The sequence below is a fragment of the Micromonospora sp. DT201 genome, assembly GCF_049841575.1.
Classification (GTDB): Bacteria; Actinomycetota; Actinomycetes; order Mycobacteriales; family Micromonosporaceae; genus Micromonospora.
Map to the genome: position 1 here is coordinate 194,110 of NZ_JBNCKP010000011.1, position 20,864 is coordinate 214,973.

The following is a 20,864-nucleotide window of genomic DNA, read 5'->3' on the forward strand; positions in this document are numbered from 1 at the left end:
GTCACGGTCGATCCCGGCGCTCTGCCTGGGGAACCTCGGCGCCCGCTCGGCTCTGCTCAGCGGCATGGACGGTGTATCCGCCAACGAGAATCGGGTACCGGGGCCTCGATGGCGATCCCGGAGGGAGGTCCGTCTCGGGGTCGACGCAGTGGGTGGGCGGCCGCTCGGTGCCGTTCGTTGCCTGCGCGTCGACGATCCGATCCGGCCCTCGGCCACCGTCGATGATCTTCACGTAGAAGCCGTGATTCTTCGCGCTGCCCTGGCCCTCCGGGACGATCGCGGTGAACAGCGCGACGTTTCCGGTGACCTTCAGACAGGTAACGTCGGCTCGCCCCTGCGCGGCCAGCGTGCCGTCCGTCTGCTCGTGCCGATACAGGAACTGGCCGTGCGTCGTTCCGTCGGCGGCCGTCACCGCGTAGACGCCGAACCAGATCCGGTGCCCGACCGTGTTGGGCTCGTCGTACACAAAATGTCCCAACCCGGCGACGACCGACCGCCCGGCGGCGCTTGCCGCCTCGGCCTGCCGGGCCTGCGCGACAGAGGGCGACGCCACGACCCCCACGGCCGCAACCGCCACCAACGCCGTCGTACGAAAACTGGACCTGAACATGTCGCTCCTCCTGGCCACCCGTCGGCTGACGTGCTCCAGCATCGCCGCGTGCCGACGCGACCGACTCCCACCGCCGGGCCAGCCGCATCCCCTCGCCGAGGGAGCCAGTGCCGTGCCGGCGTGGGGATGCGGGCGGCCGGCACCGAGTGAGCAGCAAGGCTCTTTCGGAGGCGATTCGTCCGAAGCCTGACGGAAGTAGGGGGTCCCTGGTGTCCTTCGGGTCCTGCCACCACCCGCCGCGATCCATAGCGTGGCCGGCGTAGACGAGACGAACGGAGCACACTCTGTGTGGCAGGACAAGAGTTGGCGGCGGGGGCGGACGGGACATCACGTTCGTCCAGCTCTGCTACTACTCGATCGCGCTGGTCAGCTGGACGGCGGTCGCGACCGTGACGAACGCCAGCGTGCTGGCTGCCCGCGTCATCGCGCTGGTCCGGCTGCGCCAGCAAGGTGAGGCTCTGCCACCCTCGGACGAATCCGCCCTGGTCCTCGCGAAGTGAAATAGGGGCCAGCGCCGTCCGAGAGCACAAGACGAAACGCCCGGCCGATCCTCGCGGATCGACCGGGCGTTTTCGCAGCTCACTGGCGGTGGCGGAGCCCCGCAGCCAATTCACCACGACCGGCCAGGCCGGTCAGCGCCAACGCGAACACGGTGCACACGGTCAGTACGACGGACACCGATCCCACCGCCCCGCCGAGCGCGGCACCAGGCCGTCCCAGGCCGAAGTCACCTCCGGAAATCGCGGCCGGGTACCACAGCAGGGCGTACTCCCGTGGCGCCTCCTGCCCGTTCAGCAGACTGAGGACATGCACGACTGTGCTGAGTTCCATCACCGCGAACGCGCCAACCACCCCGACGATGATCGCGATCCGGTAATGCTCGCGCTTTCGCAGGCTCGCCGTGGCCAGGGCCAGCACGATCAAGCCGGCGCACCAGGACACCGCAGCCAGCGTGTCGGGAACCCATTCGGAACCGCCTCTCCCCTCAACCAATCCGTAAAATTGATGATCGGGGGCGATCATGATCAGCGAGAGGAAGACAATCGCCAAGGCGGCGGGTACGACGACGTTGAACACGGCGATAGGACGTGTGGGGCGCAGTTGCCGACCCCATACGAAGGCCAGGAACGCCATCGGGGCCAGCATGATCACATTCGTGATCAGTTGCACGATTTCGTGACGGGTGTTCAACAGGATCGTGATAGCCAATAGAACCGCGAAGTAGGCTGCGGTGAAGGCGATCGGCGCAGCCAGCATTGTGACGAGGCCGAGGTCCCGTACACGTAGACGCGGCACGGCGAAGTTCTCCCTTCGATCGGCCAGCGCGCACCAGGCCACGTCGGCGAGGTCACGCACGGGCCGAGGTGAGTCGGCGAGCATCTCGGCGATCTCCTCGCCGTAACGGTCCCGCATCGCGCGGGGGTAGAGCACCAGCGCGGCGCGGACAAGCTGGGGCCGCATCAGGCCACCGCCAACCGGCGCAGACCCGTACGCGCTACGGCCTGCATCCGCTGTAGCTCCAGGTTGAGCGCCGCGCGCCCGGCATCCGTGAGCTGGTACGGCTTACGCCGCGCCTGCTCGGGCAGAGCCTCGATGTACTGCCGCTCCTCCAGGCGCCGAATCGCGCCGTACAGCGTGCCGGGGCCAGGCCGCTCGCCAGCCAGCTCAGCGATGTCGTCCTGGATGGCGTAGCCATGCTTCGGCCCCTCCGCGAGGCTGATCATGATGAGCACCGCCGGTTCGGAGAATCGGCCGAGCTCGGAAAGTCCAGACAATCAAAGCCTCCTTGCTACGTCCCGCGTAGCATCGCAGTACGTAGTAAACGCCGTCAAGTGCTCCATGCCTCTCGGTCGAACCGCGGGCTACGGGAGTGGCTTCCAGGCCCACGGACAGGGGCAGAGGGAGCGGCTTGATGGATCCAGAGGACCTGCGCCACAAGGACTGATGGCCGCGCCCGCCGGCCAGGAAGCCGTGCTGCCCGGGTTCGGCGACGAGATGGATTGAAGTCGATCGAATGTCGTCGCTCCACTTGCTGCCCGCGCTCATCCAATTTAGATACGGGGTGTCGCCGCCCAGCCGCGAAGAGTAGCAAGAATTGTCGATCGGAATGCGGACTCGGCCGTGGCTGCGTCAAGCGCCCCGGCCAGTTCGAGAGTCACGAGTCCGTGCAGGGTCACCCAGATCGAGAGGGCGATAGATGTCGCATCGCCAACAAGCGCGGACGCCGACAAGGCGCGATCTATCGCCTCCAGGAGCGGTCGGACGGGGTCACCCGTACCGACCACGCCCGACGGGTCGAAGGACTGCACGCCACCGAACAACACCGTGTAGAGGTGGCGGTGCTCGCGCCCCCATTGCCGGTACGCGACAGCGAGCGCGTAGATGTCGGCAAGGGGCTCGTCGGAGGTTGGCACCGCCGACAGGTCCTGGAACAACCCGGCGACCGCCCTGTTGCGCACCTCGCCGATCAGCGCGTCCTTACTGCCAAACAGCGAGTACACCGCCGCAGTCGCGGCCCCTGCAGCAGCAGCCAGGGCGCGAACAGTGATCGAGTCTCGGGGATGGGTGGCGAACATTTCTGTCGCGGACGCTACAAGACGCTCCTTCACGGCGTCGTCGTTCGTCCTCGGCCTACCCATGGCGACCATCCTAGGCCTTCCTGATACGTTGTTTTGAAACAACGTTTGGAAACTATTGGAGATGCCGTGATGCCACCCCCCATCCGCCTTGCCCGCTTCGCCGGTCGCCTGGGCCTGGCCCTGGCCGTCGTCGTGGGACTGCTCGTCCTGTTTCTCGCACTGATCGTCCTGACGGACGGGGCAGGGTCGGGGCTCGCCGCATGGCTGACGACCCTCGGAGTTGGGACCGTGGCGACGCTGTGGCTGGGCCGCCGCCAGCGGTGGCCGACCCGACTCGTGCGGCTCCTGCCGGTGGTCGTCGCCTCGGCGCTGACGGCGTCGGTCTGCATCCCGACCGTATCCACGCAGCGGCGATACCCGACCGATCTACCGTTCGTGGCAACGCAGCGTTGGAGCCTGACCACCGGGAGCCGGGTCGCGGTGTACCACTACCCGCCCTCCCCGAACGGCACGGCGTACGCGAGGCCCTTCGTATACCTCAACGGCGGGCCCGTCCGCAGCATCTCGCTGCTCGACCACCAATTCCTGCAACTCCTGGCACGGCAGGGCTACGACGTCTACGCCTACGAGCAGGCCGGCGGCGGGCGAAGCGACCTACTGCCCATGGACCAATACACCATCTCCAGGTCGGTCCGCGACCTCGACGCCTTCATCGACCACCTGGGCAAGGGCCCGGTCGACGTCCTCGGATTCTCCTCAGGCGCGGTCGTGCTCACCCGAGCCCTGGCCGACCCGGGCGTCGCCGCAAACGTGCACCGAGCGATCATTGGCGAACCTGGCCCGATGGACGGCCCCACCGCGCGGATCAACGGGCAACAGGGGCGACCGTCTGCACGCGGCCTCGCACCGACCATGAGCGGACCACGATCGACTCAGGTCCCCAGGTATGGTGTCGCATTCGGCCTCATGCGCCTCGGGCTCCTCTCACCCGACACCTCCCTGATCGGGCAGGCCGAAGGCGCTAACGCCTTCACGGCCGCCGATCTCGGCAGCGACACCGCGTCCGGCTACTGCGCGCGGGACGCGCACCGCATCCCCACTGAGGACGCGGCGCAGAACTTCTCCTTCAGCGCCGCCGCGAGCCTAAACGTCCAGCAGACGATCAAGGACTCGCCCTCCATTGCCCCGCAGCTCAGGCTCTCCCGCACCCCGGCAATGCTGATGATTGCGGAGTGCTCCGCACAGATCCGTCAATGGGCGACCACCGTCCTTGACAACGACCCCGCCATCCAGCGCACCCAGTACATGCCTGGCGTCGGACACCACATGTGGAACGGCCTCGACGACAACAATGAACGGGCCGCCGCCGTCATCACCGCGTTCCTTCAAGACAAGCCGGCACCCCTGCCGAATTACCCGATCCGCGCCGGTATCTCCGCATTCCTTGATGGCCACAAATGACAACGACAGATCAATGCCGGGGCCGAAACACCCGACACCAGCCATGAACGGTCGAGGCTGACCGCCTCGCGGAGAGCACTGAGGCCACAGACGAAACGCCTGGCCGGTCCTTCCGGACCTGCCAGGCGTTCTGCCTGTTCCTGAGCGGTGGCGGAGGGATTTGAACCCTCGGAGGGCGTTAACCCTCACACGCTTTCGAGGCGTGCTCCTTAGGCCGCTCGGACACGCCACCGCCGACGAGGCTACATGACCGCTGGTTCGGACGCCGAACCGGTATCACCCGGCCCGGCCTGGCAGGATCTTTGCCATGAGTACGCACATCGGCGCGAAGCCGGGCGAGATCGCCGAGCGGGTCCTGATGCCGGGCGACCCGCTGCGGGCCAAGTGGATCGCGGAGACCTACCTCGAGGGCGCTACCTGCTACTCGACGGTCCGGGGCATGCTGGGCTTCACCGGGCGCTGGAACGGCGTCGAGGTGTCCGTCCAGGGCTCCGGCATGGGCATGCCGTCGGCCTCCATCTACGCCCACGAGCTGATCAACGAGTACGGCGTGAAGACGCTGATCCGGGTCGGCTCCTGCGGTGCCCTGAGCACCGACCTCCAACTGCGCGACGTGGTGGCAGCGATCGGGTCGTCCACCGACTCGAACATGAACCGGATGCGCTTCGACGGGTTGATCGACTACGCGCCGGTGGCCGACTTCGGGCTGCTGCGTACCTCGGTCGAGGTGGCCGAGCGGCGCGGCATCAACATGCACGTCGGACCGATTCTGGCGGCGGACGCCTTCTACACCGACCGGCCGGACCTCTACGACACCCTCGCCGACTATGGCGTGCTGGCGGTGGAGATGGAGTCGGCGGCGCTCTACACGATCGCCGCACGGTTCAAGGCCCGCGCACTGACCGTGCTGACCGTCAGCGACCACATCAAGACCGGCGAGAAGACCACGTCGGAGGAGCGGGAGCAGACCTTCAGTCAGATGGTCGAGATCGCCCTGGACACGATCATCGCCTGACCCTTCGTCCTACGCCGCCGCCCCGTCGTCCATCCGGACGACGGGGCGGCGTGCTGTTGGGGCGGGTCGGGCGACTCAGCCCAGCGCCTCGGTGGGGGCGAGCCGGGCGGCGCGGACGGCCGGGTACAGGCCGGCCAGACCGCCGATCAGCAGAGTCGCCCCGACGCCGCCGGCCATCGCCCAGACCGGCACTACGGTCGGCCACTGCCGCCAGAGGGCGTAGCCGGCGGTGACCAGGATGCCGAGTAGCACCCCGCCCGCCCCGCCCAGTGCCGAGAGCAGCAGCGACTCGGCCAGGAACTGAACCCGGACCTGCCCCCGGGTGGCACCCAGCGACCGCCGCAGACCGATCTCGGCCCGCCGTTCCAGCACCGAGATGACCATCGTGTTGGCCACCCCGACCCCACCGACCAGCAGCGCCACCGCGCCCAACCCGAGCAGCAGCCCGGTGAACGCCTCGTCGGTCGCCGCTGCGGCGGCCAGCGCGTCCGACGGTCGGGAGACCTTCACCTCGTTCGGCGCCTCCGGGTTGGCGGTCGCGCCGAGCACGTTGCGTACCGCCTCCACCGAGGCACCCTGGGACCGGGTGTAGACCGTGGTCGGGTGCCCGTCGAAACCGAGGTACGTCGCTGCGGCCGGCCAGCCGACCAACGCCGAACTGTCCAGCTCCGGGGCGAGCGGGGCCGGGGCGAGGATGCCGACCACGGTGAACCAGCGCCCGCCCAGCTGGACCTGCACGTCCGGTCCGGCCGCGCCGAGCCCCAGCCGTCGGGCGGCGGCGTCGCCGAGCACCACGGCCGGATAGCGCTCGGTGGCCCCGTTCAACCAGGCGCCGCTGCGCACAGTCGCGCCGACCGTGCCGAGCAGCCCGAGTTGGGCGGCCCGAGCGGCAATGCCGCCCGTCTCGCCGGACGGGATGCGATCACTGCGGTAGACCGGGGTGTCCGGCAACTGGCCGGTGGCTGCGACACCGGTCACCGGTGCGATCCGGCCGATCATCGCCACCGACTCCACCGGCAGCTTCGCCTGATCACCGAAGAGCGTGTTCCCGGGTGCCACGGTCAGCAGGTTGGTGCCGAGCCGGTCCAGCGTGCGGTCCAGGTCGGCGCGGGACGACGACGAGATACCGACCACCGCGACCATCGCCGCGATGCCGATCGCGATGCCCAGCGCGGAGAGGAACACGCGCAGCGGCCGGGTGCGCAGCCCCACCCCGCCAACCCGGAACACGTCGCCCGGGCCCAGCCGGGCCGGTGTCAGCCGTGGTCGCGCGTCTACCGGCACCGGTCGTAGGTGGGTGTCGGTCGCCATCAGCGCACCTCCTCGGCGAACGCGCCGGCTGCCGGGTCGGTTACCACCCGGCCGTCGCGCATCCGCACCTGCCGGGGCAGACCGTCCGCGATCTCCCGGTCGTGGGTGATCACCACGACTGTCGTGCCGGCCGCGTGCAGGTCACGCAGAAGGGCGAGCACCGCCGCGCCGGCAACCGAGTCAAGGTTGCCGGTCGGCTCGTCGGCGAGCAGCACCGCCGGCTCGCCGACCACCGCCCGGGCCACCGCCACCCGCTGCCGCTCGCCGCCGGAGAGTTCGTGCGGTCGGTGGGTCAGCCGGTGGCCCAGCCCGACCCGATTCAACGCCGCCTCCGCGCGCCGTCGCCGTTCCCTTCGGGGTACGCCCGCGTAGAGCAGCCCGTCGGCCACGTTGTCCAGCACCGGCGTTCCGGCGGCCAGGTGGAACTGCTGGAAGACGAAGCCGATCCGGCAGGCGCGCAGCGCGGAGAGCTGCCGGTCCGGCAGGGTCGCCACGTCGTACCCGTCGATCCGTACCCGGCCGGCGGTGGGGCGGTCCAGGGTGCCGATCAGGTTCAGCATCGTCGACTTGCCGGAACCCGACGGGCCGACGATCGCCACCAGTTCGCCGTACCCGATCCGCAGCGAGACCTCGCGCAACGCGGCGACCCCGCCCGGGTACGTCCGGCTCACCCCGTCCAGCACCACGGCGTCACCGGTCACGCCGGCACCCCCACGGTCATGCCCTCGGCGATCTCCGGGCCGCTGACCTCAACCCGGCCGGCGGCGAAGAGCCCCGTGGTCACCGCGACGATCCGGCTCCGACCGCCGTCGACCACCTCGACCCCGTAGCCGCCCTCGGCGAGCGCGAGCAGCGCCGCCACCGGCACGGTGAGTACGTCGGGGCGTTCGGCGGCGGTGAAGGTGACCTCGACGCTCGCCTGGTCGTACCCGGCGAGCTTCGCCGGGTCGGCCACCGACACGGTCACCTCGATCTTCGTCTCGGCCTCGGTGGACTGCCCGGTCGCGCCAGTCGAGCCGGCCTCGATCACCGTCTGCACGGACTCGACCTTCCCGGCCAGCGGGTCGCCATCCGGCAGGGCCACGCTGACCGCGCTGCCCTCCTTCGCCAGCCGCTGGTCGTCCACGTCCAGTTCGACGGTGACCAGCCGACTGGTGCCGGTGTACGTGAGTACCGCCTGGCCGGGCTGCGTCACGTCGCCGGTCGCGGCCTGGTGGCTCTCCACCCGCACCGCGCCGTCGGCGTAGACGATCCGGCCCAGCTCGACCCGGCCCGTCTCGGGCAGCCCGAGATCCTCCTGCCACTCCCGGACGGCGTCGGCGGTGCTGCCGGTGTACTCGTCGTCGACGGTGAAGCCGTCGTGGCCGAGCGCCCGCAGGTTCCGCTCGAACTGCGCGACGTCCGCTCCCTCCACCCCCGGTTCGAGCACCCGGTACGCCGGCAGCGATCCGTAGAGCAGCAGCACCGGGTCGTCGTCCGCCGCGTACAACCGGCCGCCACGCTTGACGACCGTGCCCGTCTCCGGCAAGCCGGTGATCGTTGCGCCGAACCGGGCGGTCGCGGTCCGGATGCTGCCGTAGCCCAGCTCCCCGTCCACGTTCTGCGCGTCGGTCAGCGTCTGACGGGTGACCGTGGCCGTGCCCGGCGGGGTGGTGCCGGCCGCTGCCGTACCCCGGTCGGTGCCGCCGAAGCCGACCGCGGCGGCGACGCCGGCCGCTGCCGCGACCACGACGGCGACGGTCAGCGCCACCGTCCGGAGCCGAAGGCGGCGAGCCCTCACTGGGTGACTCCGGTGATCTTCGGTGCGTACTGCTGGCACTTCTCCAGTGCGGTCTTCACCTTCGGGTCCTTCAGGTTGAACTGGTCGCGCCGCAGCTGGATCGCACCGTCCGCCGACGGGTCCGGGAAGTCCGGCACACCGTTCTCCCGCATGCAGACGGCGAGCTTGCGCACCCGCTCCGCCTGCTCCGGGCCGGACTTGAGCTTCTCCCCACCGTTGGGCAGGTACTCGCGGCACTTCTCCATCGCCGCCTGCACCTTCTGCGGGTCGATGTCCTTACCGAACTGGAACAGGCGACCGCCGCCCGGCTCCGGATCCGGCACCTCCACCCCGTTCTCCCGCATGCACTCGCTGAACTTGAGCTGTCGTTCGTCGTCGCTGAGCTGGGCCGCCGGGCTGGCGGACACCGGTTGCGCCCCGCCACCGCCGGCGGTCGCCACCGCTGGTTCGTCGCTCGACGGGCCGCAGCCGGCGACGGCCAACACGAGCAGCAGCGGCAGCGCGCAAAGTCCTCGTCGCATCGCACGCTTCCTCTCCCGGGCCCGGCGCATCCGCCGGGCACTGCGATCCGACCGACGGAACCCGCCGACCGGGACGCCCAACGGAACCCGTCCGGCGTCCCGGTCAGTTGACGGCAAGGGGCGTATCCCAGGCGTAACCGCCGACGTTTACGGTGGCGTTATCCGGGCCCGGGCACTATTGGCGGGTGAGGGTGCTGGTGGTCGAGGACGAGAGCCTGCTCGCCGAGAGCATCGCCGAGTGGCTGCGCCGCGAGGCGTTCGCGGTGGACGTCGCGTACGACGGCGACGCGGCGTTGGAACGACTCGGCGTCAACGACTACGACGTGGTCGTCCTGGACCGGGACCTGCCGGTGGTGCACGGCGACGAGGTGTGCCGGGCGATCGTGGACGGCGGCGGGGAGACCCGGGTGCTGATGCTCACCGCCGCGGCGGCCGTGCGGGAGCGGGTGGCCGGCCTGGCGCTCGGTGCCGACGACTACCTGACCAAGCCGTTCGCCCTGGTGGAACTCTCCGCCCGGGTGCACGCGCTGAGCCGACGGACCCGCCGGGCCGCGCCGCCCACCCTGAGCCGGGCCGGAGTCCTGGTCGACCCGGCACGCCGCGAGGTGCACCGTGACGGCCGGTACGTGCCGCTGTCCCGCAAGGAGTTCGCCGTGCTGGTCGAGTTGCTGCGCGCCGACGGCGCGGTGGTCTCCGCCGAGGAACTGTTGGAGCGTGCCTGGGACGAGCACATCGACCCGTTCACCAACGTCGTCCGGGTCACCGTCATGAAGCTGCGCCGCAAGCTGGGCGAACCGCCGGTCGTCGAGACCGTGCCCGGGGTGGGATACCGGGTGCCGTGAAGCGTTTCTCGCTCCGGGCCCGGCTCACCCTGATCTACGGCGGCCTCTTCCTGGTCGCCGGGCTGGTCCTGCTCGCGGTCACCTACGTCCTCGTCGAACAGCGGACGGGGCAGCCGTTCGGGGTGGCGCTACGCGACGTCAAGCCGATCATCCCCGAGGTGGGGACGAAGCTGTCCGGCAGCCAGGCCGAGCAACTGCGCATCATCATCAACAAGGCCCAGGGCGACGCCCGGGACCAGACGCTGTACTCGCTGCTCACCCAGGGCGGGATCGCCCTCGGGCTGGTCTCCGCGGTGGCCATCGCCTTCGGCTGGCTGATCGCCGGCCGGGCGCTGCAACCGCTGCACCAGATCACCGGGACGGCCCGGCGGATCGCGGTGGGCGGTCGCGGCCTGCACGAACGGATCTCGCTCCCCGGCCCGCACGACGAGGTACGCGAGCTGGCCGACACCTTCGACGAGATGCTGGAACGGCTGGACCGCTCCTTCGACGGGCAGCGCCGCTTCGTCGCGAACGCGTCGCACGAGCTGCGTACGCCGCTGGCGCTGAACCGGTCGCTCATCGAGCTGGCGGTCACCCGGACCGGCGCCTCCGAGGACGTACGCCGGCTGGGCGAGTCGCTGCTGGCGGTGAACGAACGGCACGAACGGCTGATCGACGGGCTGCTCACCCTGGCCGACTCGGAGAACGAGGTGACCGCCCGGTCCCGGGTGGACCTGGCCGACCTGGCCGACCACGTGCTGGACCAGGCCTGCGTGGGTGCGGGCGGGCCGACAGTGACCCGGGAGCTGACGCCGGCGCTGGTCCACGGCGACCCGGTGCTGCTGGAACGGCTCACCACCAACCTGGTGGAGAACGCCCTGCGGCACAACGTGTCGTCCGGCGGCTGGGTCCGGGTGAGCACCGGCCTGCGGGACGGCCGGCCGACGCTGACCGTGCGGAACACCGGCCCGGTGGTGCCCGGCTACGACGTGGAGGCCATCTTCGAGCCGTTCCGCCGGCTCTCCGGCGAGCGGGTCGGTGGTGGGCGCGGGTTCGGGCTGGGGCTCTCCATCGTCCGGGCGGTGGCCCGGGCGCACGGCGGCACGGTGACCGCCCGACCGCGCGACGGCGGCGGGCTTGAGGTCACGGTCAGCCTGCCCCCGGCCTGAGTCCGCCCGGCGGGTCAGCGGAAGAAGGCCCGCAGAACGGCAGCGGTCTCGGCTTCCAGCACCCCGCCGTAGACCTCGGGACGGTGGTTGAGCCGGCGGTCGCGCAGCACGTCCCAGAGCGATCCGGCCGCGCCGGTCTTGGGCTCCCACGCGCCGAACACGACGGTGGAGACCCGGGCAAGCACCAGTGCCCCCGCGCACATGGTGCACGGTTCGAGGGTGACCACCAGGGTGCAGCCGTCCAGCCGCCACCGGCCGGTCCGCTCGGCGGCCCGCCGCAGGGCCAACACCTCGGCGTGAGCGGTGGGGTCGCCGGTCAACTCCCGCTCGTTGCGTCCGATGGCCAACTCGGTGCCGTCCGGCCCGTAGAGGACCGCGCCCACCGGCACGTCGTCGACGTCGGTAGCGCCTGCGACAGCGCCGGCAGGGCCCGTGACGGCGACTTCCAGAGCGCGGCGCATCCAGGCCTCGTGCCGCTGCCGACGGCCGACCTCACTCAGGTCGGCCAGACTTTCGTGGGCGCCGGGCCCGGCACGCCCCACCGCACCGGGGGTCGGCTGCCCGGGCTGGATCGTCTCCAGAGCCGGGTCGGTTGCGTCGGCCGGCTCAGACCTCACGCAGCTCCTCGACCTCGTCGGCGCAGCCGAGCACCTGGCAGATCTCGGCGGTGACGTCCGCCGGCATCATCCCCTCGTGCGTGCACAGGGTCAGCAGCTTCTGTGCGGAGATTCCCAGGTTGGCCAGCAGATCGGCGTCACCGACCGGGTCGGCCTCCGGGTCGACGACGGGCTGTTCGCTCTCCTCGTCACCGGTGGTCGCCGGGCGCGGTTCCTCGTCGCCGTCGAGCCCGGTGACCGAGGTCTTCAGGTCACCGACCAGCAGAGCGCCCAGCTGGGACTCCTCGGCGTACGCGGAGTCCGAACCAAACACCCGCAGGTCCTCGCCCTCGTCGAGACGCAGCACCACCAGGTACGCGTCGTCGGCCTCGACGAAGAGCAGCGACACGTCGGCCTCCTGGTCGACGTCACGCAGCCGGTCTGCGACCTCGTCGATGTCAGCGGCGCCACGCAGGCTGACCTCGGCGGCGGTCCAGCCACTGTCGTCGCGCACAACGGCGGCAGCGAAGTACGACACGGTCCCCCCAATAGCCCTCGACACAGCGTCGACTCGTTACGCGTGCACGTTAGCCGGTCGGGTCGGCGGGCGACTCGTCAACGCCCCGAAGGGTCGGTCATTCCTGACAAAGTCGGGTCAGCCGGCTACTCGACGGCGGGTGGCGATGAGCTGGCGCAGCCGCTCCGTGCGCTGCCGCTGCGGTCGGCTGCGCTGGCGGACCGCGCGGGCACCCGCCAACTCGGCCAGCAACTGCAGACGGCGGCGGCTGCGATCGGGGTCCTGTCGCGGGGTGGTCCAGGCCATAGTGCCGAGCGTGCCGAGTCTCGGCGGCCACGTCAAGACGGCGTTCGCTACGCAGCCAACCGGGCACACGGTGCAGTCATTGGCGGCCGTTTCGGGGGCCTGTCCGCCCCGGTCACCACAGCGGCCAGTCACCGCTGGCGGCCCAGCGAGCCGCCACCATGGCGGCGGCGATGCTCCAGCCACCGGCGGTGACGATGGCGACCCCGGTGGCGACCCCGCGGTCGCCGTAGCGGACCAGCACCAGCGCGGTCAGCCACGCCAGCAGACCGGCCACCACAGTCCACCACGCGTAGCTGGTCACATCGGTGCCGAGCAGGCCGAACAGCAGCAACCAGATGGCCGCCGCGCCGCCGCCAGCGGCGACACCGCCGCCGGTGATCGGGTGCGGCTCGCGGTAGGTGGGGCGGGACGGTGGCCCGGCGGGGAAGAGCCCGGAGGGGGTACGCGCCACCGACTGTGCGGCGGCACCGGAATCCGGGCCAGGCTCGGGTCGGGAGATGGTCACCGTCGTTGCCCTCCCTCACGCGCGCCACTCGTGCTCACGGTACCGGCTCTGCCAGGATGACTGGATGCCCTCGCCGACGATCAGCCGCCGCGCGCGTCTGGCGTACCCGATTCTGTTGCTGCTCGCCTCGATGCTGGCCGCCGGCTGCGCGACCACCCGGCCGGGGGTGCCGGCCGACGGTGCCGCGCCGACGCCGCAGGCGGTCTGGGCGACCGCCGACCAGCCGGTGTCGCCGTCGGCCACGCCGACTTCGACCGGCCCGGCCCGCCCGACGCCGTCGTCGTCGGCCAGCCCGTCGGCGACGGCACCTCGCACCGGGTTGCGACATGTCTTTCCGGTACGCGCCGACAACGTGGACTATCACCCGACGCACGGGGCATACCCGGCCACGGATGTCTTCGCCGATTGCGGTGAGCCGTTCGTCGCGGTGACCGACGGGAAGGTGCTGGAGGTGAGTCGCGTCGACCGGTACACCAAGCGTGGGCCGCAGGGCCCGGAGAACGGCGGCCTGTCGGTCGCCCTGCTCGGCGACGACGGGGTGCGTTACTACGGCTCGCACCTGAGTGTCGTGTCCAGCGGCATCGACGCCGGGGTCCGCGTCCGCGCCGGGCAGCAGCTCGGCAAGGTGGGCCGCACCGGCAACGCGAACAACGTCTGCCACGTGCATTTCGGCATCTCGCCGCCGTGCACGGGCAAGGACGGCTGGTGGATTCGGCGCGGGGTGCTCTGGCCGGCGCGTTACCTGGATTCCTGGCGGAATGGCGGCAACCGGGAACCAGCCGCCGAGGTCGTGACGTGGCAACGCAAAAACGGCTGCCCGAAGGCTCCCTGACATGACGAGCACCCGGGATCCCATCGCGGACCTGCGCCGGATCGCGTTCCTGTTGGAGCGGGCGAACGAGGCCACCTATCGGGTACGCGCGTTCCGGTCGGCGGCGAAGGCGTTGGCCGGCCTGCCGGCGGCGGAGGTGGCCGAGCGGGCCGACAACGGCACGCTCACCAAGCTGGCCGGAGTCGGTGACGTCACGGCCCGCTGCGTGGCCGAGTCGCTGGCCGGTGAGGAGCCGGTCTACCTACGCCGGCTGGTGGCCACCGAGGGCACCGATCTGGACGCCGAGGCGACCGCGCTGCGCGACGCCCTGCGCGGCGACTGTCACACCCACTCGGACTGGTCGGACGGCGGCTCGCCGATCGAGGAGATGGCGCTGGCGGCGGTGGAGTTGGGCCACGAGTACATGGTGTTGACGGACCACTCGCCACGGCTGAAGGTGGCCCGAGGGCTGACGGCCGACCGGCTACGCCAGCAGCTCGATCATGTGGCGCAGGTCAATGCGGCACTGCCGGAGGGTTTCCGGATCCTCACGGGGATCGAGGTGGACATCCTCGCTGACGGCTCGCTGGATCAGGACGATGAGCTGCTGGCCCGGCTGGACGTGGTGGTCGGGTCGGTGCACAGCGGCCTGAGCGACGAGCGGTCGAAGATGACCCGACGGATGTTGACCGCAGTCGCCAACCCGCACCTGGACATCCTCGGCCACGTCACCGGTCGGATGGTGTCGTCCCGCCCGGCGGGGGTGACCGGTCCGGGCGACCGGGGGCACCGCGCCCGGACCCGGGCGGAGAGTGACTTCGACGCGGATGCTGTCTTCGCCGCCTGTGCTGAGCACGACACCGCCGTCGAGATCAACTCAAGGCCGGAGCGGCAGGATCCGCCGAAGCGCCTGATCCGCCGCGCACTGGAGGCCGGTTGCCGGTTCGCCATCGACACGGACGCGCACGCGCCCGGCCAACTCGACTGGCAGCGGTTCGGCTGCGAACGGGCCGCACGCTGCGGCGTCCCCGCCGACCGGGTCGTCAACACCTGGCCGGCGGAGCAACTGATGGAGTGGACGCGCGGCCGGGGCTGATCGGCTCGGCGCTGCCCCTCGGTCCTCAGCGACTGACGGGCTCGGCGATGGGCGCTCTGACCCCGACCACCGGGCGGGCCTTCCGACGGCCGAACAAACCCTGCGCGACCGGGGCAGCCAGGCGCGAGCCGACGCCTTGTCAGGAGTGATATCGGTGGTCACCCCTGACACTCTGCCGGAATCCGCGGACAAAGTCGTGCGCCTTTCGGACGCCGCGCTTCCCGCCACGTCGTGGCCTGAACACGACAAACGTCGTCGACACGACGGCCGAGTGGTCACGTAGGGTCGCATCGTGGGACGAATTGATGAAATTGCCAACCGTTACGTGGCCGATTGGGCTCCATTGAGCCCCACCGGCGCGACCTTCGTCGGCATCGCCGGCCACGACGACCAGCTCGACGACCTCTCCCCCGAGGGTTACCGAGCGCGGGCGGACCTCACCCGCCGGACGCTCGCAGAGCTGGAGGTGACCGAGCCGCAGACCGAATCGGAACGGACCGCCAAGGAGGCCATGCAGGAACGGCTCGGCCTGGACCTGGCCCGGTACGACGTCGGCGAGACGACAAGCGAAATCAGCGTGATCGAGAGCGGGCTCCACGAGATCCGCATGGTGTTCGACCTGATGCCGACCGCGACCAACGACGAGCAGGCCAATGTCGCCGCCCGGCTCAACAGCTTCGCCGGCGCGCTGGAGGGTTACAAGACCACGCTGCGCGAGGCGCTCGCCTCCGGCAAGGTCAGCTCGAAGGTGCAGTTGGTCGAGGTGGCCAAGCAGTGCGACATCTGGATCGACCCGACCGGGGACAACTTCTTCCACGGGCTGGTCGAGCGGCTCGGCGCAGAGGGCACGCTCGGCGCCGACCTGCGTCGGGGTGCGGCCGCGGCGACCGCGGCGACCGCCGAGTTCGGCCAGTTCCTGCGTACCGAGCTGGCCCCGCACGGGCGGGACAAGCAGGCCGCCGGCCGGGAGCGCTACGAGCTCGCCTCGCAGTACTTCCTCGGTGCCAAGGTCGACCTGGACGAGACGTACGCCTGGGGCTTCGCCGAGCTGGCCCGCCTGGAGGCGGAGATGCGGGCCGTAGCTGGGCGCATCTGCGGCTCGGGTGCCACCGTCGACGAGGCCGTGGCCAAGTTGGACGCCGACCCGGCCCGGACCATCCAGGGCAAGGAGGCGTTCCGGGACTGGATGCAGTCGCTCGCCGACAAGGCGATCACCGAACTGCACGGCACCCACTTCGACATCCCGGAGCAGGTCCGTCGCATCGAGTGCTGCCTCGCCCCGACCAGCGACGGTGCCATCTACTACACCGGCCCGAGTGAGGACTTCTCCCGTCCTGGCCGGATGTGGTGGGCGGTGCCGCAGGGCATCACCGACTTCTCCACCTGGCGAGAGGTGACCACCGTCTACCACGAGGGCGTGCCGGGTCACCACCTCCAGGTGGCGCAGACCGCCGTCCGGGCCGACCTGCTCAACCGCTGGCAGCGGCTGCTCTGCTGGGTCTCCGGGCACGGCGAGGGCTGGGCGCTCTACTCCGAGCGGCTGATGGACGAGCTGGGCTACCTGGAGGACCCGGGCGACAAGCTGGGCATGCTCGACGGCCAGGCGATGCGCGCGGCACGGGTGATCGTCGACATCGGCATGCACCTGGAGCTGGAGATCCCCAAGGACAATCCGTTCGGCTTCCACCCGGGCGAGCGGTGGACGCCCGAGCTGGGCTGGGAGTTCATGCGGGCACACTGCCGGGTGCCGGACGAGAATCTGCGCTTCGAGCTGAACCGCTACCTGGGCTGGCCGGGGCAGGCACCTTCGTACAAGGTGGGCGAGCGGATCTGGCTCCAGGCCCGCGAGGACGCCAAGGCCCGCAAGGGTGCCGATTTCGACCTGCGGGAGTTCCACCGGCAGGCGTTGGACCTGGGTGCGCTGGGTCTCGACCCGCTACGGAAGGCGCTGGCCCGGCTCTGACCCACAAACAGTTCCAGGCGCCGGCGGTACGACGAGCCGCCGGCACCCGGGGCCATCGGACCGGCGTGTCGTTCAGCCGAGGGTCAGCCCACTTCGGCGATGTGGCGGCATCCGGCCTTAAAGACACCGCCACATCGGCGATCTGGAGTCGATCGTCGCCGGGTGCGTTGCCCGAAGTTGACGCGCGAGTCCGCGGTGGGGCACCGCGGGCCGCGGCTCACTTCAGAAGCACTCCTTGCCCTTGGCGTCGTCACCCACGTTGAGCTTGACCCGGAGGCCGACCAGGTTGAAGTCGCCGCCGTGGTGTAGCGGGACACCTGTTGCAGGTTGGTGATGGTGACGTGGTCGGAGTTCTGGCCGAACGAGCCGGCCTGCGCCGTCGGGTTCAGGTTGGTAACCATCGGCCCGTCCCCGGTCAGGGCTACCCGGCCAACCAGTCCTCCAGCAGGCGGTGGTCGATCGAGTCCACCCGACCGAGCGTACGACCGGAAGCCACCCGATCCCGCAGCTCGGCCCGGGTGAACCAGCGCGCCTCCAGCAACTCCTCGCCGTCGACACGTACCTCATCGGACGTGGCGGTGGCCCGGAAGCCGACCATCAGGCCGGCGGGGAAAGGCCATGCCTGCGACCCCTGGTAGGTCACGTCGGTGACGGTCACGCCCGCCTCCTCGGCCATCTCCCGACGGACCGCGTCCTCCAGGCTCTCGCCAACCTCGACGAAGCCGGCCAACGTCGAGTACGCGTCCTCCGCCGCCCCCGCGTGCCGAGCCAGCAGGCAGCGCCCCGGCGGGCCGGGGGCCTCGACCAACACGATGATCGCCGGCTCGATTCGGGGGAACAGAAGGCGCCTACACTCCCCGCCGGTGCAGGTCCGCATGTGCCCGCCGCCGTCGGCGACGGCCGGCGCGCCGCACGTCCCGCAGAACCGCTGCTGCCGGTGCCAGTGCAACAACCCCCTGGCGTACGCCTGGACGGCAGCGTCGCCTGGCGCGAGCCGCCCGACCAGTGCCCGTACGTCGACGGACCGCGCGGCACCGGCCATCTCGGTGGCGGACCGCTCGGGGAGTGCCGACAGGTCTGCCGCGAACACGGCAACGTCCCCGTCGAGCCCCAGGAAGACTGTTTCGCTGGCAGCGGACCGGACGAGAGACGCGCGCTCCGCGGTGAGCCGAACCGGGCCGTCCGCGTCGACGAGACAGCGGTCCCGCCACAGTGGCAGCACCACAGTGGTCTGCTCAGTACGCAGCGCGCTCAACCGGGCCGGATCGGTGCGCAAGGGTCCCGCCCTGTCCAGCCAACCGCCGCCGTACGCCAACACCCGCTCCGCAGTGTCCACCCGGCCACCGTGCCACGTCTGTGGTCGGCCACCGGCACCGCCCCCGGGCTCGTGCGACACGCCGAACGACACGCGGTAGCAGCGCCTGGTCGGCGCAGCCCACGAGGACAGCCGGACATTCGTTACCGTAGGTGCCTCCGGGAGGGGGTACCTCCCGCAGCACCTGGCGATCGAGGTTGCAGTGACGCTGTACGGCGAAAATAGTCCACCCGCCGACGACCGGCCCACGGTGCAGGTCACCGCGGTCACCTGGCCCGACGATGGGCCGGAGCCGGTGACGGCACCTGCCACTGGCGAGCCGGACGGCGGCCCGAGCCGCCCCCGTCGGGTGCGGATGCTGCTCGCCGCTGGCGTCACCGGTGGTGTCCTCGCCGCCGTGGCGGGTGCCGGCGCCTGGGCGTACGCCGGGGACGTCCCCCGCGGCACCAGCGTGCTCGGCACCGAGCTGGGCGGCCGGAGCCGCGCGGAGGCCGACCGGGAGTTGCGGGCGGAGCTGGGCCGGCGGGCGGCGGCACTAGCGGGCCCGTTGAAGGTCACCGTCGACGGGCGTAGCGCCGAGATCAACCCGGCCGACGTCGGGCTGGCCGTCGACGTGCCGGCGACCATCGCGGCAGCAGCTGCGGCCGACGCGCACGCGGTCAGCCGGCTGGTCGGCTCCCGCACCGTCGATCCGGTGGTCACCGTCGATGTGGACCGGTTGGACGACGCGTTGCGCAAGGTGCTCGGCGACAAGGCCCAGGGCATGACGATGCCAGCGATCACCTACCAGGGCACCACGCCGAAGGTCGTGCAGCCCAAGCCGGGTCTGGCCCTGGAGCCGCAGCGCTCCGCCGAGGTGGTCCGCGCCGGCTGGCTGGCCGGCACCCCGGTCACCGTGCCACTGGTGGAGCGCCACCCGGCGACCACCCCGGAGGAGTTGAGCCGGCTGGTCACCGAGCTGGCGAAGCCGGCGGTCGCGGCGCCGGTGACCCTGCGTACCAACAAGGGCTCGGTGAAGGTTCCGCCCGCCGCCATCGCGAAGAGCCTGCGATTCACCGCCGACAAGACCGGCAAGTTGGCCCCTTCCGTGGACGTCAAGCAGTTGCGGGCGGCGCTCGGCAAGAACCTGGCCACCATTGAGGTGCCACCGAAGAACGCAGCGATGACCATCTCCGGTGGCCGGCCGACCACCACCGACGGGCGGCCCGGTCAGCAGCTCGACACGGCGACCCTGGGTCAGGACCTGCTGGCGGTGCTGCCAAAGTCGGACGGCCGCGAGGTGACCGGCGAGCTGAAGCCGACGCCGCCGGAGCTGACTGCGGAGAAGCTGTCCGGCCTGGGCATCAAGGAACGGGTGTCCACCTTCACCACCCGTTTCACCGGCGGGATGGCCTCGTCGCGCAGCCAGAACATCGCGACCATCGCGAGGCAGGTGGACGGCACGGTCGTCCTGCCCGGGAAGACGTTCTCGCTGAACGGTCACACCGGCGAGCGCGGCTACGCCAAGGGCTACCGGGACGCACCGGTCATCCTCGGCGGCAAGCTGGTGCCGGGTGTCGGGGGCGGCACCTCGCAGTTCACCACGACCCTGTTCAACGCGACGTACTACGCCGGGTTGGAAGACGTCGAGCACAAGCCGCACTCGTACTGGTTCGACCGGTACCCGGCGGTCATCGAGTCGACGATCTTCTGGCCGGATCTGGACTTCAAGTTTCGCAACAACACCGACTACGGCGTACTCATCGACACGTCGTACACGTCGAGCACGATCACCGTGTCGATCTGGAGCACGAAGATCTACGACAGCGTGAAGACCGAGTACGGGCCGCGCCGCAACATCACCACCCCGAAGCTGATCCATTTGGAACCCGGTCCGTCGTGCATCGCGACCAACGGCATCAACGGCTTCACCCAGGACGCCTTCCGAGTCATCAAGAAGGGCGGCACGGTGGTCAAGCGGGAGAAGTTCACCTGGCGCTATGACGCCGAACCCCGCTACGTCTGCGGCCCCAAGCCCTCCTGAGGTCACCTCCGCGTTCGCGGGGCGGTCGGTCAGCTCGGAGGTGGCGGACCGCCCTGCACGTTGCGCTTGCCACCCTGCGGTGGTGTTGGCATCAGGCGTGCTTCCTGCACTCGGATCTCGGCCCGGACGCGGTGCGCAGCAGGATGCCAGATCTCCTCGAACGGGCCCATGACCTCACCGCCGGCGCCGCGGCGACGCACACGGGACCCCAGCCACCAGAGGACGCCCAGGATCGCCGCCACGCAGCCCACGAACACCAGAAGTATCAGGACGTCGTCCACACACTGACCCTAGCCGGGTACGCCAGCCCTGCCCGTCGGGCCGAGCAGGATGATCGACTCCAGATCGCCGACATGGGTGTGTCCCACGCTCGGGATACCCCCACGTCGCCGACGTGGAGTGGATCAGGCGGGTCGAGTCTGGATACGCAGAAAAGGCCACCCCGGAGGGGTGGCCTTTTCT

General features: G+C 70.5%; 22 protein-coding genes and 1 tRNA gene. 8 read left to right on the plus strand and 15 right to left on the minus strand.

What is annotated here, in order from left to right; all coding sequences use genetic code 11:
• Position 1: 1 nt before the first annotated feature.
• The 4 genes from ACLQ28_RS19845 to ACLQ28_RS19860 form a co-directional block, all read right to left on the minus strand.
• A complete protein-coding gene (locus tag ACLQ28_RS19845) occupies positions 2-610 on the minus strand; it encodes a hypothetical protein (RefSeq protein ID WP_425687762.1) in 609 nt (202 codons plus the stop codon).
• A 579-nt stretch (positions 611-1,189) separates the two neighbouring features.
• Entirely contained in the window at positions 1,190-2,023 is an 834-nt protein-coding gene (locus ACLQ28_RS19850) for a hypothetical protein (protein ID WP_425687763.1), read from the minus strand.
• A gap of 47 nt (positions 2,024-2,070) precedes the next feature.
• Entirely contained in the window at positions 2,071-2,385 is a 315-nt protein-coding gene (locus ACLQ28_RS19855) for a PadR family transcriptional regulator (RefSeq protein ID WP_363719239.1), read from the minus strand.
• A gap of 276 nt (positions 2,386-2,661) precedes the next feature.
• Positions 2,662-3,258 carry a TetR/AcrR family transcriptional regulator gene (locus ACLQ28_RS19860; RefSeq protein ID WP_363719240.1) on the minus strand — a complete coding sequence of 199 codons (597 nt, stop codon included), beginning with the start codon at positions 3,256-3,258 and terminating at the stop codon, positions 2,662-2,664.
• A gap of 60 nt (positions 3,259-3,318) precedes the next feature.
• Between ACLQ28_RS19860 and ACLQ28_RS19865 the strand changes: the two genes are divergently transcribed.
• Positions 3,319-4,650 carry an alpha/beta hydrolase gene (locus ACLQ28_RS19865; protein WP_425687764.1) on the plus strand — a complete coding sequence of 444 codons (1,332 nt, stop codon included), beginning with the start codon at positions 3,319-3,321 and terminating at the stop codon, positions 4,648-4,650.
• Positions 4,651-4,795: 145 nt separating this feature from the next.
• Here ACLQ28_RS19865 and ACLQ28_RS19870 read toward each other — a convergent pair.
• Positions 4,796-4,882: transfer RNA gene (locus ACLQ28_RS19870), tRNA-Ser, on the minus strand.
• A 75-nt stretch (positions 4,883-4,957) separates the two neighbouring features.
• Here ACLQ28_RS19870 and deoD point away from each other — a divergent pair.
• Positions 4,958-5,665 carry a purine-nucleoside phosphorylase gene (deoD, locus tag ACLQ28_RS19875; protein WP_110563627.1) on the plus strand — a complete coding sequence of 236 codons (708 nt, stop codon included), beginning with the start codon at positions 4,958-4,960 and terminating at the stop codon, positions 5,663-5,665.
• A gap of 75 nt (positions 5,666-5,740) precedes the next feature.
• Here the strand turns inward: deoD and ACLQ28_RS19880 are convergent, their stop codons facing one another.
• From ACLQ28_RS19880 to ACLQ28_RS19895, 4 genes are read right to left on the minus strand one after another with little or no spacing between them, the layout of a single operon-like run.
• On the minus strand, positions 5,741-6,976 hold the full coding sequence (locus ACLQ28_RS19880; RefSeq protein ID WP_425687765.1) for an ABC transporter permease: 1,236 nt from the start codon (positions 6,974-6,976) through the stop codon (positions 5,741-5,743).
• Positions 6,976-7,677 carry an ABC transporter ATP-binding protein gene (locus tag ACLQ28_RS19885; RefSeq protein ID WP_425687766.1) on the minus strand — a complete coding sequence of 234 codons (702 nt, stop codon included), beginning with the start codon at positions 7,675-7,677 and terminating at the stop codon, positions 6,976-6,978. Before ACLQ28_RS19885 ends, ACLQ28_RS19880 begins: the two co-directional genes overlap by 1 nt.
• The gene (locus ACLQ28_RS19890) at positions 7,674-8,726 is read right to left on the minus strand and encodes a peptidoglycan-binding protein (protein WP_425687767.1); all 1,053 of its coding nucleotides are present in this window, start codon (positions 8,724-8,726) and stop codon (positions 7,674-7,676) included. Before ACLQ28_RS19890 ends, ACLQ28_RS19885 begins: the two co-directional genes overlap by 4 nt.
• Before the next feature lie 26 nt (positions 8,727-8,752).
• The gene (locus ACLQ28_RS19895; RefSeq protein WP_425687768.1) at positions 8,753-9,277 is read right to left on the minus strand and encodes a hypothetical protein; all 525 of its coding nucleotides are present in this window, start codon (positions 9,275-9,277) and stop codon (positions 8,753-8,755) included.
• A 185-nt stretch (positions 9,278-9,462) separates the two neighbouring features.
• On the opposite strand from ACLQ28_RS19895, the gene ACLQ28_RS19900 reads away from it, so the two are divergent.
• Both ACLQ28_RS19900 and ACLQ28_RS19905 read left to right on the plus strand, forming a co-directional pair.
• The gene (locus ACLQ28_RS19900; RefSeq protein WP_208641131.1) at positions 9,463-10,119 is read left to right on the plus strand and encodes a response regulator transcription factor; all 657 of its coding nucleotides are present in this window, start codon (positions 9,463-9,465) and stop codon (positions 10,117-10,119) included.
• Positions 10,116-11,270, plus strand: a complete 1,155-nt coding sequence (locus tag ACLQ28_RS19905) for a sensor histidine kinase (protein WP_425687769.1) — start codon at positions 10,116-10,118, stop codon at positions 11,268-11,270. Before ACLQ28_RS19900 ends, ACLQ28_RS19905 begins: the two co-directional genes overlap by 4 nt.
• Before the next feature lie 14 nt (positions 11,271-11,284).
• On the opposite strand, the gene ACLQ28_RS19910 is transcribed toward ACLQ28_RS19905, so the two are convergent.
• From ACLQ28_RS19910 to ACLQ28_RS19925, 4 genes are all read right to left on the minus strand, one after another.
• Positions 11,285-11,731, minus strand: a complete 447-nt coding sequence (locus tag ACLQ28_RS19910; protein WP_425687788.1) for a nucleoside deaminase — start codon at positions 11,729-11,731, stop codon at positions 11,285-11,287.
• 145 nt (positions 11,732-11,876) lie between these two features.
• Positions 11,877-12,404: a tRNA adenosine deaminase-associated protein gene (locus ACLQ28_RS19915; RefSeq protein ID WP_425687770.1), complete on the minus strand. Its 528-nt coding sequence runs from the start codon at positions 12,402-12,404 to the stop codon at positions 11,877-11,879.
• A 117-nt stretch (positions 12,405-12,521) separates the two neighbouring features.
• A complete protein-coding gene (locus tag ACLQ28_RS19920; protein ID WP_167454701.1) occupies positions 12,522-12,689 on the minus strand; it encodes a hypothetical protein in 168 nt (55 codons plus the stop codon).
• Positions 12,690-12,801: 112 nt separating this feature from the next.
• A complete protein-coding gene (locus ACLQ28_RS19925; protein ID WP_425687789.1) occupies positions 12,802-13,188 on the minus strand; it encodes a hypothetical protein in 387 nt (128 codons plus the stop codon).
• A 136-nt stretch (positions 13,189-13,324) separates the two neighbouring features.
• Between ACLQ28_RS19925 and ACLQ28_RS19930 the strand changes: the two genes are divergently transcribed.
• The 3 genes from ACLQ28_RS19930 (at position 13,325) to ACLQ28_RS19940 (ending at position 17,064) form a co-directional block, all read left to right on the plus strand.
• Complete coding sequence (locus ACLQ28_RS19930; protein ID WP_425687790.1) at positions 13,325-14,026, plus strand: M23 family metallopeptidase; 702 nt, start codon at positions 13,325-13,327, stop codon at positions 14,024-14,026.
• 1 nt (position 14,027) lies between these two features.
• Positions 14,028-15,101, plus strand: a complete 1,074-nt coding sequence (locus ACLQ28_RS19935) for a PHP domain-containing protein (RefSeq protein ID WP_425687771.1) — start codon at positions 14,028-14,030, stop codon at positions 15,099-15,101.
• A 292-nt stretch (positions 15,102-15,393) separates the two neighbouring features.
• The gene (locus ACLQ28_RS19940) at positions 15,394-17,064 is read left to right on the plus strand and encodes a DUF885 domain-containing protein (RefSeq protein ID WP_425687772.1); all 1,671 of its coding nucleotides are present in this window, start codon (positions 15,394-15,396) and stop codon (positions 17,062-17,064) included.
• 421 nt (positions 17,065-17,485) lie between these two features.
• Here the strand turns inward: ACLQ28_RS19940 and nudC are convergent, their stop codons facing one another.
• Positions 17,486-18,400 carry an NAD(+) diphosphatase gene (nudC, locus tag ACLQ28_RS19945; protein WP_425687773.1) on the minus strand — a complete coding sequence of 305 codons (915 nt, stop codon included), beginning with the start codon at positions 18,398-18,400 and terminating at the stop codon, positions 17,486-17,488.
• Positions 18,401-18,581: 181 nt separating this feature from the next.
• Here nudC and ACLQ28_RS19950 point away from each other — a divergent pair, with 181 nt between their 5' ends.
• The gene (locus ACLQ28_RS19950; RefSeq protein WP_425687774.1) at positions 18,582-20,402 is read left to right on the plus strand and encodes a VanW family protein; all 1,821 of its coding nucleotides are present in this window, start codon (positions 18,582-18,584) and stop codon (positions 20,400-20,402) included.
• A 29-nt stretch (positions 20,403-20,431) separates the two neighbouring features.
• On the opposite strand, the gene ACLQ28_RS19955 is transcribed toward ACLQ28_RS19950, so the two are convergent.
• Positions 20,432-20,683: a hypothetical protein gene (locus ACLQ28_RS19955; protein WP_425687775.1), complete on the minus strand. Its 252-nt coding sequence runs from the start codon at positions 20,681-20,683 to the stop codon at positions 20,432-20,434.
• Between the last annotated feature and the right edge of the window lie 181 nt (positions 20,684-20,864).

Excerpts from the sequence above, each read along its gene's own strand:
- ACLQ28_RS19845 (WP_425687762.1), bottom strand. The coding sequence starts at position 610 with ATGTTCAGGTCCAGTTTTCGTACGACGGCGTTGGTGGCGGTTGCGGCC.
- ACLQ28_RS19850 (WP_425687763.1), bottom strand. The coding sequence starts at position 2,023 with ATGCGGGACCGTTACGGCGAGGAGATCGCCGAGATGCTCGCCGACTCA.
- ACLQ28_RS19860 (WP_363719240.1), bottom strand. The coding sequence starts at position 3,258 with ATGGTCGCCATGGGTAGGCCGAGGACGAACGACGACGCCGTGAAGGAG.
- ACLQ28_RS19865 (WP_425687764.1), top strand. The coding sequence starts at position 3,319 with ATGCCACCCCCCATCCGCCTTGCCCGCTTCGCCGGTCGCCTGGGCCTG.
- deoD (WP_110563627.1), top strand. The coding sequence starts at position 4,958 with ATGAGTACGCACATCGGCGCGAAGCCGGGCGAGATCGCCGAGCGGGTC.
- ACLQ28_RS19880 (WP_425687765.1), bottom strand. The coding sequence starts at position 6,976 with ATGGCGACCGACACCCACCTACGACCGGTGCCGGTAGACGCGCGACCA.
- ACLQ28_RS19895 (WP_425687768.1), bottom strand. The coding sequence starts at position 9,277 with ATGCGACGAGGACTTTGCGCGCTGCCGCTGCTGCTCGTGTTGGCCGTC.
- ACLQ28_RS19910 (WP_425687788.1), bottom strand. The coding sequence starts at position 11,731 with ATGCGCCGCGCTCTGGAAGTCGCCGTCACGGGCCCTGCCGGCGCTGTC.
- ACLQ28_RS19920 (WP_167454701.1), bottom strand. The coding sequence starts at position 12,689 with ATGGCCTGGACCACCCCGCGACAGGACCCCGATCGCAGCCGCCGCCGT.
- ACLQ28_RS19930 (WP_425687790.1), top strand. The coding sequence starts at position 13,325 with ATGCTGGCCGCCGGCTGCGCGACCACCCGGCCGGGGGTGCCGGCCGAC.
- ACLQ28_RS19935 (WP_425687771.1), top strand. The coding sequence starts at position 14,028 with ATGACGAGCACCCGGGATCCCATCGCGGACCTGCGCCGGATCGCGTTC.